Source organism: Spirosoma spitsbergense DSM 19989, from assembly GCF_000374085.1.
GTDB lineage: Bacteria > Bacteroidota > Bacteroidia > Cytophagales > Spirosomataceae > Spirosoma > Spirosoma spitsbergense.
The window spans coordinates 1-14,356 of the sequence record NZ_KB893533.1; the positions used below are offsets into that span (position 1 = coordinate 1).

Consider the following 14,356-nt stretch of genomic DNA (forward strand, 5'->3'; position numbering starts at 1 on the left):
CGGGAAGCCCGCAGGGTGGTTTGGTTGATAGCCAGACTCCATTGAGCCAATGAGGAGTCAGCCAGTTTCAAGAGGGCAATGATCAGCAGGGCCATAAAGCGGATACGCCGTTTATCACATTGAAAATGATCTTTGATGGCATCGTAGACAGCATCTTCGTTACTTTGCATAGGGAGTAGTTGGAGGGGTTTACGTTTAGCGACACAAAACTACCTCAACATCAGCTACTCCCTACTTTTGTCCTGTACTTAGGTAATCGTGTAAATATTTGCTAAATTCAAAAATACCTAAACAGTTATGAATAGTATACTGTATCCATTAAAATTTGAACCTATTTATCAGTACCGTTTATGGGGAGGCAGAAAACTAGGAAACCTGCTTTCCAAACCGCTGCCTGGTGATGAGCCGATTGGCGAAGCATGGATTTTGAGTGACCGGACTGATCATGCCAGCCAGGTTTCCGAGGGGCCTTTAAAAGGGTATACCATCACGCAGTTAATGAACGAGTATCCCCATGAGGTAATGGGTAAATTAGAAAATAGGTTTAATCACTTTCCATTGTTGCTGAAGTTTTTGGATTGTAAAGAAGTGGTATCCGTGCAGGTACATCCGTCAGACGATCAGAAAAAATACATTCCCAAAGGAGACACCGGTAAAACAGAAGCCTGGGTAGTCTTGGAAACCGGCAACGACAGCCGTGTATATGCCGGCTTAAAACCCGGAACCAACGAACAGAATTTACGTGAAGCTATTCAAAACAATAGGGTAGCCAAGCGGCTTCACAGCTTTGTACCAAACGTCGGCGATGCAGTGTTTATTCATTCGGGTACGGTGCATACGCTGGGAGGAACCGTAGTTTTTGAGGTACAGGAAAACAGTGACGTTACGCTTCGCCTGTACGACTGGGACCGTACCGATCCTAAAACCGGTAAACACCGCGATTTGCAGGTGGATGAGGCCCTCGCCTGTATCGATTTTGACCAGGTTGATATTGGGCCAGTGCCGCCGGTTGTAGTTCCTCATCATCCGAACACGGAAAAATTATTCGATGATGAACATTTTATCGTGTGGCGTACAAAAAGCGAATCGAATTTCAGGGTAGGTTTTACGGATGAACCCCGTATTTTAGTCTGTACGGATGGTAGTGGAAAACTCGATTATAACGGGAACGATTACGGTATACATAAAGGCGATGTTATGCTGTTACCGGCTGTTATCGGTCAATGTACCTGTAAGCCTGATGATCAGATTACATTGCTGGAAATAGCGATACCGGCTACTAATCTCTCAACAAAGCTATCGTGAATAAACTATTTATTTTTGACTTGGATGGTACATTGTCGGTAAGCAAAGCGACTATTGACGATGAAATGGAAGGACACATGAGTAAACTACTTGGCATCGCCCAGGTGGCCACCATATCGGGCGGTGACTGGCCTCAATTTGAAAAGCAGGTGTTAGCTCATTTACCAAAAAACCAGTCGCCGAAGAAATTGTCTATTCTCCCTACCTGCGGCACTAAATTCTACCAGCCGGGCTTTCATCTGAAAATAATTGAACAATGGCAGCTTGTCAGGTAAGCACCGAAAAGTAAAAATTTCATCAACGTGTTCAAAGCAATAACTTGGCCGGGCGGATTTCTATAAACTAAGGGTCTCCAACAGCTCCAAAAACCATCCAGCCAAACTCGCCAAAACAAACCGCCCGTCAAAGACGTTAATTGGCCGGTGCGATCAACGTACTCTGAGCCGGGCTCCACTACCAGTATAAAAGAATGTTATGAAAACGAACTTGCTATTATCACTTGCTCTTTGCGCAGCCTTAACAACTGGCGCATTAGCCCAGGATGATCAGGCCGCAACTCGCGCAGCCCGTAAAGAAAGGACCAGACAAGACGTAAAGCGCGTTGGCGATAAAGCCGAAACTGATGTTGCCGACGGAGCGCACGCGGTTGGTACGGCGGGCAGAGCCACCGGAAAAGCCGTGGCCAGAGGTACGAAAGCAACGGGGCGGGCCATTACCAAAGCGACCAAAGCAACGGGGCGGGCCATTAGTGGCCAGGCGAAAAAAATAGATAACTAGTGTATTGATGACCTAAGTTGGAAAATGGCTTCAATACGTGAGCGTACAGTTTAATGAATGAGGGGTGGGCATTATTGAAAAGCGGCTTTGAAGGCTTCCATGCTGCCCAATTCCTGTTGGTTAGTGAAATTATCGTACATCATCAACTGAACGGTACAACTGGCCACCAGTAAATAAGCACTGACTCGGTCTAGCCCTTTGTAAGGGAGTGGATTCGTGGCAGATAGTTGAGTCAGTTCTTTGATATGGGCAAAAGTAGGCTCAATCGAAGGCTTCCGTCGGCGGTAAGTTAACCGACCGATCACACTGCCAGCCATGTCATTGTAGTACTTCTTGAAAGCACTCATCCGCTCGGTAACCTTGAAAAGGCAAGGCGTGGTAACTAATACCGAAAACTGCTGGTAGATCGCCTGTAGGAAATGATGGGCAAAATAGCCACTATCGGCTACGACGATGCCTAGGCGTTGCTGCAAAGGGGCAATCAGGGTCTTTAGTAGCGTATAGTCTTTGGTGGAAGCCGTTGTTACGGTTGCCATCAGGGGAAATCGCCGGGTGGCCGGTGCCATACCGATTACAGATCAAGTGGAGGCCATAGCCAAAGCGCCACCCGTGATATTCACTTTTAGCCCAAGATGCTTCCGTATCAATACTGGGATGTGGAACTACCTTGAGAAGCATGTGTTTTTTGCGCCACAGGCCACCTAGAGACCGAAACACGCTTTTGTCGGCAAAACTACAGGCGTATCCGAAGGTAGGATGGTGCAGGGTTTGGCATTGCTGAGCAATAGTGGGCATGAGTTGCTGAATCAGGGCCGGTAGAGCCAGAAAGCGTCTACGAATGGTTTTTCGATCTGGTGCCTGTGGCCAACCCAGCAAGGCATAATTGGCTTTAGCCCATCGGTGCATGGCGGCAAAAGGGTGAATACGTTTGAGGAGCATGATCGGACCGATTTCTATGATTCATGCAACTGCGGAAGCATAAAAATCTTTATATTTTTCTCTGCGATGAACACAGGCAAAAACCCGGTGAATTAGCTTATTACATACGTTATTAATGACCAGCATCTCATTTTTACCCTCGGCTGTTTTACGGACGTAATATGCTTTTAGGTCTTGAGAATGCTGGATGGCAGACATAGCCCCATTGTGTAAGAGGGCTTTCAATGGCTTATTGGCTTTGTTGCTGGTTTTAGCTTTGCCTCTATACTGACCAGAGGAGTACACAAAAGGCACTACACCGGCGTGGCAAGCTAGTTTTTTAGGGTCAGTAATCGCTTTGAATTCATTGGTGATGATCAGTAACTCCGTGGCGATAGCTGGGCCAATTCCCTTAACCGATTGCACATACCCATACAGTTCTTTTAAATAAGGATCATTGGCGATTGTGTCCGCAATGTCTGCCTGGATCTGTTTGATGTCTTTAGTAAGGGCATCCAGTGTTTTCTGGCAAGATTTCTTCTCCTCAGTATGGTCTTTCTTAAAGATAAAGCCATCCGAATCGGTCAACGGAGATTGGAGCATTTTACGGACTTTGACCAGGCGGCTGCGGGTAGCCGTCAACCGGTCCAGCTTTTGGATGACTTCTTGCTTGGGTGTCCACAGGTGCACTTCTTCCCGATTTTTGTAGGCATAGAGCGCGATTCGTTGGGCATCGACTTTGTCGTTTTTACCCCGAATCATCCCCAGGCTTTCTTTAATATGGATAGGGTGTTCTACCCAAACATTAGCCTTATTCACTTGTAATAAGCTAAGAATGTGGTTATTGTATATTCCAGTATGCTCCATACAATACAGGCTGTTGTCAAAACTAGCCGCTGGGTATTGTTGCTTTAAATGTTTAACAAAGCTTTCAATACCTCTCTGATCATTCGACGACTGATAGTGAAACAACAATTTATTAGCCATGACAACGGCCCAGTCCAGGGTAGCTTTGGAAATGTCAATCCCAATAAAAAACGTAAAAGTTTCCATACTTTTGAATGAGTTAAAAGTAATACTTAAGCCAGTTTCCTGTTGCACACTCAATACCTTGCTCATGGGTCATTAGCCCGAATTTCTATTTGAGTCTTGTGCTTCAGTAGTCCAGTGGGGTCCTGAATCGATCCATGAGTCGCGAACTCAGCCGAAGACGGTAGGGTATCCCCACTGGCACTGGTATACTCTCATTTTGAGAGCGTTCCAAGATAAGTTATTCTTGGAATCGTACAGCGGCTCAAATCTAAAGGCCGAAGCGGCATAAAAAAGAGTAAAAATGACATACTCGATCGGAGCGCCGAAGCGATAGGTTTGAGGTTTCCCTCTTTTTGGCTGTTCATCGGCTGTTGGTTGCCAACAGATATTCAGAAAGTCAGACAAATTCAGTAATTTGGCTTGCATGGAACCGCGTGTGTAGTTGGATTGATTTGGTCGTCAACCCTCTAACATTCGCTGGTTCCTATTTATGCCCACCCCTCAGTTTAATGAATTAGCGGATGCCAGGGCTAAAGGTTCACTTTAGTTAAAGTCTATTTATCCTATTGGTACCCCCTCTACTGGTAGGTCTGGTTCAATTAAACGTCCAATTCAAACTTGAACTAGCCAGGATGTGAATGGGGAATGAAAAGGAAGTCACTTGTCCCCTTTCCAACCGACTGTATCAAAACAATAACTCCCCTAAAAAGCCGCGCCAGTTGAATCTGAACGCGGCTTTTTTTTGATTTAGTGCAATAATGTAATCACCACATTTATTATACTCGCGGCTCCCAGCCCTTTTGATACTCGCGACTCCACAATTTCTGGGCTTCACTGTCATGAAGAATATGGCCATTTTTGGGATTGATTTCCAGACTGCGGCCTACGCGCCAGGCAATGTTGCCGAGTTGCATGGCCACTACACTTTTAAAGCCCTGTTCAACGTCGCTGTTAGGACGGCGGTTATCTTTAATGGCATCCAGAAAGTCCATGACGTGCAGGTTATCCATACCGACGCTGGGGCTTGCCGTGTTGCGCCCCTGCAAACTATCGTCTCCCCCATCTAATTTTACGTCTTTCACGAGTTTACCATCTAGGTCATACACTTTATAGGCATCGTTGCCCGTATCTAAACTACCGTTCTCGCCGTAGAAAATAATGCCCCGATCCTGCCCTTCAATCTTGCGTCCGTTGGAGCTGCGCGACTCCCACATGAGCGATACCCGGCCCGGGTAATCCATGATGACCACCTGCGTATCGGGTGTTTGCCAATCATCTTTAAACTCGTACCGTCCGCCAGCAGAACTGACTCGGATGGGGTAATCGACACCCAGACCCCAGCGGGCCACGTCTACCTCGTGCGTACCGTTGTTGAGCGCTTCGCCGGTTCCCCAGTTCCAGAACCAGTGCCAGTTGTAGTGAATCAGCCCATCCTGATAAGGCATCCGCGGAGCCGGGCCCTGCCACAGGTCATAATCAAGCCAGGATGGCACCGTTCCGGGTTTCAGAAAGGTGGCCTTCCGGTTATTGGTATACCAGGTTTTGGCCAAATACACCCGCCCAATGATGCCTTTGTGCAGTTGTTCGATGCCCTCGGTAATTACCGGTGCCGACCGTCGCTGAGCCCCCATTTGCACCACGCGCTTATCTGGAAAATCTGCTCGGCCCTTGGACGGCTCCTTTCGTGAGCAAGGAAAACCGCGTAGCCTATCCGAATCCATCGGATATGCCCGTGAGCTGGATTGCTTCCGACTATGTAAGTGCGTTGGTTGTGGCTGCCCTACACCGGCCCGATCTGGCCGGAGCCAACTGGCCGGTGAGCGGTCTTGAAAACCCCGACGGTCCGTCGTTGGCGCAAGCATTTACGGCGGGCTTAGGTCGGGACATCACGTATTATGCCATGCCTCCCCAGGATTTCGGGGGTATCCTGGATCAGGCATTCGGACCGGGGGCCGGGGCTGCGGCTGCGGGGGAGTACCAGAAACTGTGGGACAATCCGGCACAACGTCCTAATTTCCAAGCCGACATGGACGAAGTACTCCGCAAATTGCCTATTTCAATGACGGGCATCAGCGATTGGGTAGCGCAGCACCAGGCAGCTTTTTCTGCCGCTGGCCGGTAGTATTTCACGAGAGGTGTGGGGCGTTTGGTTGGGATGCCTTTAAACAGCTACCCCAACCAAACACTTGCATCGGGTTGGGGTGGTCAGCACCACCTATCCCGGTTTATGCCTGCCGAGTCAGTTCCAGAATGCTGTTCAGCTTGATAACTTCGCCCAACGCAGCCGCTGGATACGCACTGCCAATGTTGAAATCGAGCCGCTTGATGTCAGCATTTGTTTCAAAAACGGCGATGGTGTTTTTCGAGGTGGGGTGTTCAAATTGACCGTTGTACAGGGCCTCCAGAACAAGTTTTTTTTCGATCCCATTTACCGTCAGCAAGCCTTCGATGCGGTATTGATTTGTGCCTATACGCGTAAACGCCGTGCTGACAAATCGAATGTCAGGATGGTTGGCGACATCGAAAAAATCGGGAGTACGGAGGTGCGCGTCGCGGTTGGTATCGTTGGTGTTGATCGAAGCCGTCTGAATCGTCAGTGTCATCTCGGCACCCTCGAAGTCGGTAGCAGGAGCGGTGAGTGTTCCGGAAAAGTCGGCGAAATGACCGGCCACTTTGGCAATCATAAAGTGGGCAATGGTAAAGTTGAGTTGGGTATGCGATTTGTCAATCACCCAGGTGGTTTGTTCAGCAATGCTCGATTCCATGCTATTGTAGGCCACTTTTGTAGAAGCCGGTTGGTTCGGGGCAAAGGTCGGGCGGGGCGCGGGGACGAAAAATGGACAGATAGCCGCTTATCCGGTATATTTTGGATTCCGCTTCTGGAATTCTTTGGGCGTGAAGCCTACTTTTCCGGTAAAAAACCGGCTGAAATACGACGCTTCGTCAAACCCGATCTGCCCCGTAATTTCTTTCACACTCAATTCGCTGTAGAACAACAACCGTTTGCCTTCCGTCAGAACCCGGTCATGAATGAGCTGGAGCGCACTTTTCCCGTTGATTTGCCGGGTTAAATCGGTCAGGTATTTAGCCGAAACCCCAAGTTTATCGGCATAATACCCTACTTCCTGCCGGTGGGAGTAGGACTCCTCGACGAGCCAGAGAAAATCGAAAAATAGTTTTTTGGCGCGTTCAGTTGGTCTTGAGTCCGCACCAATCTGAAAATGGCTGGCCCGCAACCCCTTGATGAGCATGATTTTTAACGTCAGCCGAATGAGTTCGTAATCAGGCTGGGTCCGGGCCAGTTCATCGCATATCAGCATTTCGCAATAGTGCAGGTGCAGCTGGTCGGTTTCGGCCAGTGAAATTTGGGGCAGTTGGCGCGAACACACCAGAATCTGCATTAACGGTTGGTTCTCGAGCTGGTCGGGCGTCAGGTAGTCCCGGTCGAAAATAAGGACAAATCCCGCATCAATATGCCCCTTTTGCAGGCTATGCACTTGCCCCGGACTCAGCAGATAGAGTGTGTGATTCTGGATCGGATAATCTACAAAATCAATCGTATGCACGCCCGTCCCGGTTTCGATGTAGATCAGTTCATAAAAGCTATGCCGGTGGTCGGCAAAGGTTTTGTGCTGCTGGCGGTACGATTTTATGGGCAGTAACCGGAACGCCACGGGTCGGCGGGGCGTAGGTTCGATCTGATACGACGATGGGTACAGGCTTCATGTCGGCAAAACAGGTCATCATTGCTAAAAATTCACCGTTGATATGTACCTGTTGACCCTCCCTCCCTCCCTCACCGCTTCAACTGTCGACCTTGGTGAAATAAAATAGCACGTTATCGAGCGTAAATTCTTTCAAGGCAACCAGAAGTCACGCCATTAGCGATACATTTTATTGAAGCGTTAGTAGAATGGCGATAGCAGCCGCGCCGACTGCCTGGTCTTGCTCAAAATTTCCCCCGGCAACGCCCAATCCGCCAACAACGACACCTTCCCATAGCACGGGAAAACCGCCCGGTAACCCAGATATTTCGGGATTAGCGTTGAATGATGCCTGGAGAGCTGGAAATTTCTGCCCGACCTCACCCATAACATGACTTGGCATCTGTAGTTGTGAGGCCGTAACCGCCTTTTGGCGGCTGCTTTCCAGGGCAAAATAACTACAGCCTTCCTGCCGTAGCACGGCTCGTATATGCCCGCCCGTATCAACTACAGTCAATGTAACCGGCAAGCCTTGTTGTTTTGCTTCCTGGCCAGCGGCCAGAAAAAGTTGGTCAATCAGTTGTTGATTCATGGAATTGGGTTAGCGGTTGCCGGGAAAAAACTTTTCGTCGTCAATGACAAATGTGTCTGTCGTGCGGGCATAGCGTGAACCGGCCATACGACCGATGGCACGAAACTGGGCAAAGTCGATCCGGTAACGCTTATCAATCAGCTTGTCATGAATGTGCAGGTACACAACCTCCCCGATGACAAGCCGGGAGCGACCGACTTCCACCACTTGCACCGTTTTACACTCAAAGGCGATACTCGCCTGCTCAATGCGGGGTGCTTTAATCAGGTGACTGGCCAATGGTGTAAGGCCGGTAAAATTAAACTCGGACTCGTCATCGTCTAAGGGAGTGGCCGACATAGCAACAGCGGTTGCGTAATCCTCGGTAGCTATGTTGATGACAAATTCACCCGTGCCGCCCTGATCGGGTAACTGGGCATTTCGTAGGGTGTCTTTTGGTGAACCACCTGGTTTCGGTCCGGCAACAGAAAAAGACAACGCCATTGGAGAATGACCAACGATATTGAAATAAGAGAATGGAGCGACGTTGAAAGCTCCATTTACCGATAGGGTACTGACCATCGCAATGGGCCTGGGAATCATGGAACCCGTTAGCACTTTATAGCGGGCATCAATGGGTAATTCATTCGGTGATAGGTGCATATTCGGTCGGAGCAAGTAATTTACACTACAATAGTAAGTAATACTTACCATATAATAACCGATGCTTACTAAATTTGTTCATGGATACGCACAGGCAAGTGGCCAATCAGGTACAACAAAAGAATATTGCCGGTCATGTACACCGGTTCTCCCGGATTTTAATCGGACTGAGCGAACACCGATGGGCGGCAGATGGCTACCCGGAGGTACGGAGCGGCCACGTCCAGTTACTAAGCAATCTTGATCAAGAGGGCACACGGAGTACGGTTCTGGCGCAGCGGGCGCAAATCACCAAGCAGACGATGGGACGATTAGTAAAAGAATTAGCTGAAAGCGGCTATGTTTCGATCAATGCCGACAGGGCCGATAACCGGGCGCAGCAAGTGCAGTTGACCGACCGGGGCCGTGCGTTTCTGACGTACCTGGCCACAACGCTGGGTGATCTGGAGGGGGTTTTTATACAGGTTGTCGGCGTGGATAAATTATCCGAATTTACCGCCACACTCCAAACGCTGCTGGCATTTGTGGATGCACGACGCCAGCAATTGGGCTTATAATTCATTCCTGGAAAGCTGTCCTCTGGCCAGTTATTTTGAGTAGCAGTAGACGAACTTTTCTTAGACACTACCTGGTAGTACGTTCCTACTGAGTAATGCTATCGACCTGAGCCACCTCCTCAATCAGACCATCTTGCCTCTTTGCAACAGCTTGAAAGTAACGAACGCCCCAGGTTGCCTTGACAACAACTGAGGGCGTTTTACCAGATAGGTTACCTACTTAATACAGGTTAGCCAACCACAGCAAAATCTTAAACATGGCCGTGATGGGCATCCACACAAGCAAAGGAAGCAACCAGTAGAATGCCGGTTTTGAATACCGCGAAAATATCCAGCCCAGCAGGATGGCTGTCAGCACCCCGTTGATGTCCATAAACGTCATGATGGCCGGATTGCCGTTAGAAACATTGGCAATGGGCAGGAACATGAAGTTAGTCAGCAGGATGGACGCATAAAAAATCATGGGGCCTCGCACGTCGGCTTCCTTTCTTTTTAGCCAGACATGGCCAGCAGCCAGGCCCATCGACGGGTACAGAATAAGCCAGACGACCCAAAATGCCGACCGTATACCTAATGTACCGATGGAAAAGAATGCGAGTATGCACCACTTCTCGCTTTCTGTCTTTTGTATGGCTGATGACCGGTTAATTTCTTGCGTTAATTCAGTCGTTTTCATCTCGTTTGTCCATGTCGCCTTTATGCCTGAGCGACAGTACAAAAATAGCTGGCTCACGCCGGGTACAGGTAAGACGAATTGGGGCGATGGTCGCACAAATTATGCCTGTTGCCGATGGTTAGTCAGGTATTAAGCCAGTACATCCAGATTTTTGCGTGGGTGGTAATAACGGTCCAGATCAGGTACGGAATGAACCATACGAACCCCCGGCGCGATGTTTTGTAGAACCAGTAGCCGGTGATAAAGGCTGGAATACCCACCACAAAATCCATGATGACCGCCGACCCGACCCACCCGGTACTATGCACAACGGGTATCCAGAGCAGGCACAACACAAACTGAACCCAGAACCAGCGCAAAACCCGCTTTACGTCAGCAGTTTGGCCCGACTGCCGGACATACCAGGCCGCTACACCCATTGTAGTATAATTGATTGTCCAAATGAAGACAAAAAATACCCAGTTGAACTGCGTAACGGAGGGCTTGATGAGGTTCCGGTTCCAGTCGTGACCAAAGTATTCGTTCCCCCAGTAAGCCGTTACCTGCCCCACAAGCAGGCAGATGCCTACGTAAAACAATAGACTCAGGAGGGGTGAAGTGGACGGAGTTAGGTTCGTATTCATGATAAATTTATTGATTTATAGTACGGATTGACTTACGGCAGACCGGGCTTCAAAATAGGCGGGAACCACCAGCCGGGTTGTTCGGTACAGGCAATAAACGGTAGCGCCAACCAGCCCGATTTGGAACAGGGCAACCACGGTGTTTTCCCGGATGAGCGCGCTCAGTTCCGTGGCCGAATATTGCCCCGACCCCACCCAGAGTGTCAGGTTATAATGTACAATGATGTACCAGGTAACCACCCCCGCACTGATAGCGAATCCGGTAGCATAGGTAATCCATCGACGCACCTGAACGGAGTTCGTTCGGCGGAGCCGGAACCACAAATAGACCACTAATCCGATGGACAGCGGTCCCCAGGGCAGGTAATAATAATAGGGGGGCGACACACTGAATAACCTCCAAACAATGCCCAGCATCGCCACCTGGTCGTCAGCCAACAGCACATTGGGTGTCAAAATAAGGGTGTCGTACAGATTCCCAAAAAACCAGTGCAGGAATCCGAGCAGACAAATGAATAGCAGTTTGATGGTCAGTTTCATCCCTTATCCGTGCCGCCTGTGTATCAAAGCGACACCACAAAGTTCGCTCTTGTAGATAGTGTGGGGTTAAGACGAAACGGGGGGATACTCGCACAATTTATGCCTGTTGCATTACGACTGACTCGACCACTACGCTGAGGGATGAGCAGCAAACAGGTAGCAGGAAAGAAATGCACCACCCCGGCAGTTTTTTAAGTAAAATTTTGGTCTACTTCCTTCCTCGTCAAATGATTGACGAACAACCCAAAGTGAACTGAATACTGACTCGACCCTGATCAACCGGGCAGCCGCCCAAAGGTGGCCTAATGCAGGTAGCGAAAAATAGTTTTACCATTTGGTAAAACTATTTGATTAACAGCAAAGTTGTGTAGCTATGAAACCCGCAGAACTAACCGATACCGAACAGCGCATCAAACAGGCAGCCAGGCAGGTATTTCTGCGCCGGGGCCTTGACGGTGCCCGGATGCAGGACATCGCCGACGAAGCGAAAGTCGATAAAGCCCTAGTACACTACTATTTCCGTTCCAAAGACAAACTCTTTGCGATAGTCTTTGAGGAGATGGCCGGGCGTTTTCTGGGTCAGATTGGAAGGGTGCTGACGGCAGATGTGTCCTTCCCAGAGAAGATCCGGCTGCTGGTTCAACATGACACCAGTATGGCCGACGACTTTCCCTTAGTAGCTAATTTCATCATGACCGAGCTGAACCAAAGCCAGCACCGCACCAACCAACCGCTCACTATCCGCCCCCTACACGACGTACAGAAACTGTTTGTGGAGCAGGTAAACACGGCCATCGAAGCGGGTCTGATTCGGCCACTCAATCCGGTTCAACTTTTTGTCAGCCTGATTTCGCTCAGTTTGTTTCCCTTAGTGGCGCAGTCGCTCATCCAGGCTATTTTAGGGCTGGATGGTGTTCAATACCAGACCATGCTGACCGAACGCACGCGGAGCCTGCCCGATTTCATTAATCAGGCAATAGCCCCCTGATTTTTTTGCCCTAAAATTCACCAAATGATAAAATAACTTGGTGAATTACCTGTATTGCGCGTTAAACCAAATTTTCACTTAAAACCAGTTCATCATGAGTCAGTTAACGAAGCCCATAAGAATCCACAAAGACGCTGCTTACGTCACCGAGATCAATTTTCTGCATATGAATCCCGATCAGCAGCAACCGGTTGTTGACGCGGTTCGGCAGGCAGCAGAACCGCTCAAACAACAGTCCGGCTTCGTGTCAGTCAGTGTATTCCGCTCCACCGATGGTACCCGAGTGGCGACCTACATCCAGTGGCAAACCGCTGACCTGCTCCAACAGGCCCGTGAAAAACTACCCGCATCCCTGCTGGAAGCGGCTCGCTCCCGGATTGAACCGGAGAGCGGAAAACCCCGGCTTTACGATGTGGTCTATGCCAACGACCGAAGTGCAGAGGGTGTAACCACCATCTCGACGGAGAACACCGACACCATTTTCATCAACGAAATCACGACTCAACCCCCCACACAGGCCCGGTTGCTCGAACTGGTCATTGCCAACAACGAGGAGCAGTCATTTCGCACACCGGGCTAACGGTCGGCCAATTTTCACAAAAGCCACGACGGGGAGCGGGCCGTGAATTACTCGCTCTGGGACAGCGAAGATCACCTGATTGAAGCCATTTCTGCCATGGCCGACGAAGACGTGAACCTTGACGAAACGGTAGCGATTGCCACACCCGATTTTCGATTCTATACCCAGGTGTACACCGCACAAGCATAAACACAGGTCGTTACTTACCCGTTTAAATTAATCAATCATGGAAACGAAACACACAGTAAATCAGGCTATTGAGCACTTGCAGAGCAAACTAAACGCCCAGATGATGGATCAGATTCAGACCGTCTTTGGCTTTCACTTCAAGGACACCAGCGAGGCCTATACCCTCGACGCGCAGGATGGAAACGGAAAAGGCTGGCTGGCCGGTGCGCCCGAAGCCCATCAGTTGACGGCCGCCATTCGGGTAACGCTGACCAGCACCGATTTTGCCAAACTCGTCTTTGGCGAACTCAATCCGATGGCGGGCATGGCAACGGGCGTGGCTGAAGGGCGATTTTAAACAAGCCATAAAGCTCGACCGGCTGATAAAAGCGTAACGGTTTTTCGGGGTGAAATCAGTTCACACCGTTTCTAACGCCCAATGATACCTCACAGGATGTTGTTGGGCCTTAGAAACGGTGTGAGCTGCTCAATCGCTTTGTGCAGTTTGGCAATGCCTAATGATTCCAAGACCGAGGGCGGCTGGCCAAGCAGTTTGGCTGCTCCGTCAGGACCGTTTATCCAGTGCTGGCAGTTGCGCAGAGGAGACGGGGTAATAAAGCATACATGCTGGTTTATTCGGGATATGGATTTGACAAGTTGGCTGTTTTTCCCGTCCTGACTCGTCCTGCGCGGGAAATCACCCCATTACTGAACAGACGGTTGCTTCTCCGATTCGGTTTTGAGGAGTTCCAGCCAGTGTTGCATCCCGCTCGCCAGATTTTTGTTGAACGACCCCTTAAACAGGCTGGCCAGCAGCCCTTCCATCGTTTCATCGACCGCGACCTGCGTACCACCCGCCACTTCGGTCAGCGTCCAGTTGTGAATGGCATACATCCCGAACGTTTTACCCGTCCAGCCTAAGCTCCGGTTAGGTTCCACCGTGTGCAGGGTCGAGTGAATGCCTGCTCCCCCGGTTTTCCAGTCGAACGTAGTGCCGGGTTGCACCGGGCCGTTCAACTTGGGTTTGGTGATGTCGGTCTGCCAGATTGCCCAGCCGTCGATGTTGGAGAGTACGGCCCATATGCGTTCGGGGCGGGCGTTGATGAGGATGCTCTTGGTGCACTTTACCGGTGCGTTGGGGTTTGTGTATACGTTCATGATTGGTCGGCCATTGTTATTGATTGACGTTGATGCGGCCAGGCCCGATACACCTATCAGGGTAGCCAGCGCGATTGATTTGGTGATTGTGTTCAT

Annotated in this window: 20 protein-coding genes; 9 read left to right on the plus strand and 11 right to left on the minus strand. The window is 49.8% G+C overall.

Annotated features, from left to right (window positions below):
• The first annotated feature begins 297 nt into the window (after positions 1 to 297).
• The 3 genes from B157_RS0113665 (at position 298) to B157_RS0113675 (ending at position 2,082) form a co-directional block, all read left to right on the plus strand.
• Positions 298 to 1,305 (plus strand): type I phosphomannose isomerase catalytic subunit, encoded by a 1,008-nt coding sequence (locus B157_RS0113665; RefSeq protein ID WP_020603878.1) that lies wholly within the window; start codon positions 298 to 300, stop codon positions 1,303 to 1,305.
• Entirely contained in the window at positions 1,302 to 1,580 is a 279-nt protein-coding gene (locus B157_RS0113670) for an HAD family hydrolase (protein WP_020603879.1), read from the plus strand. The genes B157_RS0113665 and B157_RS0113670 overlap by 4 nt, the downstream gene beginning before the upstream one ends.
• Positions 1,581 to 1,779: 199 nt before the next feature.
• Complete coding sequence (locus B157_RS0113675; RefSeq protein WP_020603880.1) at positions 1,780 to 2,082, plus strand: hypothetical protein; 303 nt, start codon at positions 1,780 to 1,782, stop codon at positions 2,080 to 2,082.
• 71 nt (positions 2,083 to 2,153) lie between these two features.
• Here B157_RS0113675 and B157_RS0113680 read toward each other — a convergent pair whose 3' ends face one another.
• From B157_RS0113680 to B157_RS35325, 3 genes are all read right to left on the minus strand, one after another.
• Positions 2,154 to 2,648, minus strand: a complete 495-nt coding sequence (locus tag B157_RS0113680) for a transposase (protein ID WP_020603881.1) — start codon at positions 2,646 to 2,648, stop codon at positions 2,154 to 2,156.
• A gap of 394 nt (positions 2,649 to 3,042) precedes the next feature.
• On the minus strand, positions 3,043 to 4,053 hold the full coding sequence (locus B157_RS0113685; protein WP_026308686.1) for an IS110 family RNA-guided transposase: 1,011 nt from the start codon (positions 4,051 to 4,053) through the stop codon (positions 3,043 to 3,045).
• A 755-nt stretch (positions 4,054 to 4,808) separates the two neighbouring features.
• Positions 4,809 to 5,663, minus strand: a complete 855-nt coding sequence (locus B157_RS35325; RefSeq protein ID WP_020603884.1) for a Gfo/Idh/MocA family protein — start codon at positions 5,661 to 5,663, stop codon at positions 4,809 to 4,811.
• Positions 5,664 to 5,716: 53 nt separating this feature from the next.
• Between B157_RS35325 and B157_RS35330 the strand changes: the two genes are divergently transcribed.
• Complete coding sequence (locus B157_RS35330; RefSeq protein WP_211224994.1) at positions 5,717 to 6,154, plus strand: Rossmann-fold NAD(P)-binding domain-containing protein; 438 nt, start codon at positions 5,717 to 5,719, stop codon at positions 6,152 to 6,154.
• A 103-nt stretch (positions 6,155 to 6,257) separates the two neighbouring features.
• On the opposite strand, the gene B157_RS35335 is transcribed toward B157_RS35330, so the two are convergent.
• The 4 genes from B157_RS35335 to B157_RS0113720 form a co-directional block, all read right to left on the minus strand.
• The gene (locus tag B157_RS35335; RefSeq protein ID WP_157618438.1) at positions 6,258 to 6,812 is read right to left on the minus strand and encodes a YceI family protein; all 555 of its coding nucleotides are present in this window, start codon (positions 6,810 to 6,812) and stop codon (positions 6,258 to 6,260) included.
• A 72-nt stretch (positions 6,813 to 6,884) separates the two neighbouring features.
• A complete protein-coding gene (locus B157_RS0113710; protein ID WP_020603887.1) occupies positions 6,885 to 7,706 on the minus strand; it encodes a helix-turn-helix domain-containing protein in 822 nt (273 codons plus the stop codon).
• A gap of 220 nt (positions 7,707 to 7,926) precedes the next feature.
• The gene (locus tag B157_RS0113715; protein WP_020603888.1) at positions 7,927 to 8,328 is read right to left on the minus strand and encodes a GlcG/HbpS family heme-binding protein; all 402 of its coding nucleotides are present in this window, start codon (positions 8,326 to 8,328) and stop codon (positions 7,927 to 7,929) included.
• 9 nt (positions 8,329 to 8,337) lie between these two features.
• A complete protein-coding gene (locus tag B157_RS0113720; RefSeq protein WP_020603889.1) occupies positions 8,338 to 8,970 on the minus strand; it encodes a flavin reductase family protein in 633 nt (210 codons plus the stop codon).
• An 80-nt stretch (positions 8,971 to 9,050) separates the two neighbouring features.
• Between B157_RS0113720 and B157_RS0113725 the strand changes: the two genes are divergently transcribed.
• A complete protein-coding gene (locus B157_RS0113725; RefSeq protein ID WP_020603890.1) occupies positions 9,051 to 9,527 on the plus strand; it encodes a MarR family winged helix-turn-helix transcriptional regulator in 477 nt (158 codons plus the stop codon).
• A 220-nt stretch (positions 9,528 to 9,747) separates the two neighbouring features.
• Here B157_RS0113725 and B157_RS0113730 read toward each other — a convergent pair whose 3' ends face one another.
• The 3 genes from B157_RS0113730 to B157_RS0113740 all read right to left on the minus strand — a co-directional run bounded on the left by B157_RS0113730 (position 9,748) and on the right by B157_RS0113740 (position 11,366).
• Complete coding sequence (locus tag B157_RS0113730) at positions 9,748 to 10,203, minus strand: TspO/MBR family protein (RefSeq protein ID WP_020603891.1); 456 nt, start codon at positions 10,201 to 10,203, stop codon at positions 9,748 to 9,750.
• Positions 10,204 to 10,325: 122 nt separating this feature from the next.
• Positions 10,326 to 10,826 carry a TspO/MBR family protein gene (locus B157_RS0113735; protein WP_020603892.1) on the minus strand — a complete coding sequence of 167 codons (501 nt, stop codon included), beginning with the start codon at positions 10,824 to 10,826 and terminating at the stop codon, positions 10,326 to 10,328.
• 15 nt (positions 10,827 to 10,841) lie between these two features.
• Positions 10,842 to 11,366, minus strand: a complete 525-nt coding sequence (locus B157_RS0113740; RefSeq protein WP_020603893.1) for a hypothetical protein — start codon at positions 11,364 to 11,366, stop codon at positions 10,842 to 10,844.
• 373 nt (positions 11,367 to 11,739) lie between these two features.
• Between B157_RS0113740 and B157_RS0113745 the strand changes: the two genes are divergently transcribed.
• The 4 genes from B157_RS0113745 (at position 11,740) to B157_RS0113760 (ending at position 13,460) form a co-directional block, all read left to right on the plus strand.
• A complete protein-coding gene (locus B157_RS0113745) occupies positions 11,740 to 12,354 on the plus strand; it encodes a TetR/AcrR family transcriptional regulator (RefSeq protein WP_020603894.1) in 615 nt (204 codons plus the stop codon).
• Between the two features lie 94 nt (positions 12,355 to 12,448).
• Complete coding sequence (locus tag B157_RS36860; protein WP_020603895.1) at positions 12,449 to 12,934, plus strand: antibiotic biosynthesis monooxygenase family protein; 486 nt, start codon at positions 12,449 to 12,451, stop codon at positions 12,932 to 12,934.
• Positions 12,935 to 12,976: 42 nt separating this feature from the next.
• Positions 12,977 to 13,123, plus strand: a complete 147-nt coding sequence (locus B157_RS38280) for a hypothetical protein (RefSeq protein ID WP_020603896.1) — start codon at positions 12,977 to 12,979, stop codon at positions 13,121 to 13,123.
• A 37-nt stretch (positions 13,124 to 13,160) separates the two neighbouring features.
• Positions 13,161 to 13,460, plus strand: coding sequence for an SCP2 sterol-binding domain-containing protein (locus tag B157_RS0113760; protein WP_020603897.1), 300 nt, complete (start codon positions 13,161 to 13,163; stop codon positions 13,458 to 13,460).
• Between the two features lie 347 nt (positions 13,461 to 13,807).
• On the opposite strand, the gene B157_RS0113765 is transcribed toward B157_RS0113760, so the two are convergent.
• Complete coding sequence (locus B157_RS0113765; RefSeq protein WP_020603898.1) at positions 13,808 to 14,356, minus strand: SRPBCC family protein; 549 nt, start codon at positions 14,354 to 14,356, stop codon at positions 13,808 to 13,810.

Coding starts and splice junctions, on each gene's coding strand:
- B157_RS0113760 (WP_020603897.1), top strand. CDS start 13,161: ATGGAAACGAAACACACAGTAAATCAGGCTATTGAGCACTTGCAGAGC.
- B157_RS0113680 (WP_020603881.1), bottom strand. CDS start 2,648: ATGGCACCGGCCACCCGGCGATTTCCCCTGATGGCAACCGTAACAACG.
- B157_RS0113715 (WP_020603888.1), bottom strand. CDS start 8,328: ATGAATCAACAACTGATTGACCAACTTTTTCTGGCCGCTGGCCAGGAA.
- B157_RS35325 (WP_020603884.1), bottom strand. CDS start 5,663: ATGGGGGCTCAGCGACGGTCGGCACCGGTAATTACCGAGGGCATCGAA.
- B157_RS36860 (WP_020603895.1), top strand. CDS start 12,449: ATGAGTCAGTTAACGAAGCCCATAAGAATCCACAAAGACGCTGCTTAC.
- B157_RS0113720 (WP_020603889.1), bottom strand. CDS start 8,970: ATGCACCTATCACCGAATGAATTACCCATTGATGCCCGCTATAAAGTG.
- B157_RS0113745 (WP_020603894.1), top strand. CDS start 11,740: ATGAAACCCGCAGAACTAACCGATACCGAACAGCGCATCAAACAGGCA.
- B157_RS0113685 (WP_026308686.1), bottom strand. CDS start 4,053: ATGGAAACTTTTACGTTTTTTATTGGGATTGACATTTCCAAAGCTACC.
- B157_RS0113765 (WP_020603898.1), bottom strand. CDS start 14,356: ATGAACACAATCACCAAATCAATCGCGCTGGCTACCCTGATAGGTGTA.
- B157_RS0113740 (WP_020603893.1), bottom strand. CDS start 11,366: ATGAAACTGACCATCAAACTGCTATTCATTTGTCTGCTCGGATTCCTG.
- B157_RS0113675 (WP_020603880.1), top strand. CDS start 1,780: ATGAAAACGAACTTGCTATTATCACTTGCTCTTTGCGCAGCCTTAACA.
- B157_RS0113665 (WP_020603878.1), top strand. CDS start 298: ATGAATAGTATACTGTATCCATTAAAATTTGAACCTATTTATCAGTAC.
- B157_RS0113725 (WP_020603890.1), top strand. CDS start 9,051: ATGGATACGCACAGGCAAGTGGCCAATCAGGTACAACAAAAGAATATT.
- B157_RS0113735 (WP_020603892.1), bottom strand. CDS start 10,826: ATGAATACGAACCTAACTCCGTCCACTTCACCCCTCCTGAGTCTATTG.
- B157_RS0113730 (WP_020603891.1), bottom strand. CDS start 10,203: ATGAAAACGACTGAATTAACGCAAGAAATTAACCGGTCATCAGCCATA.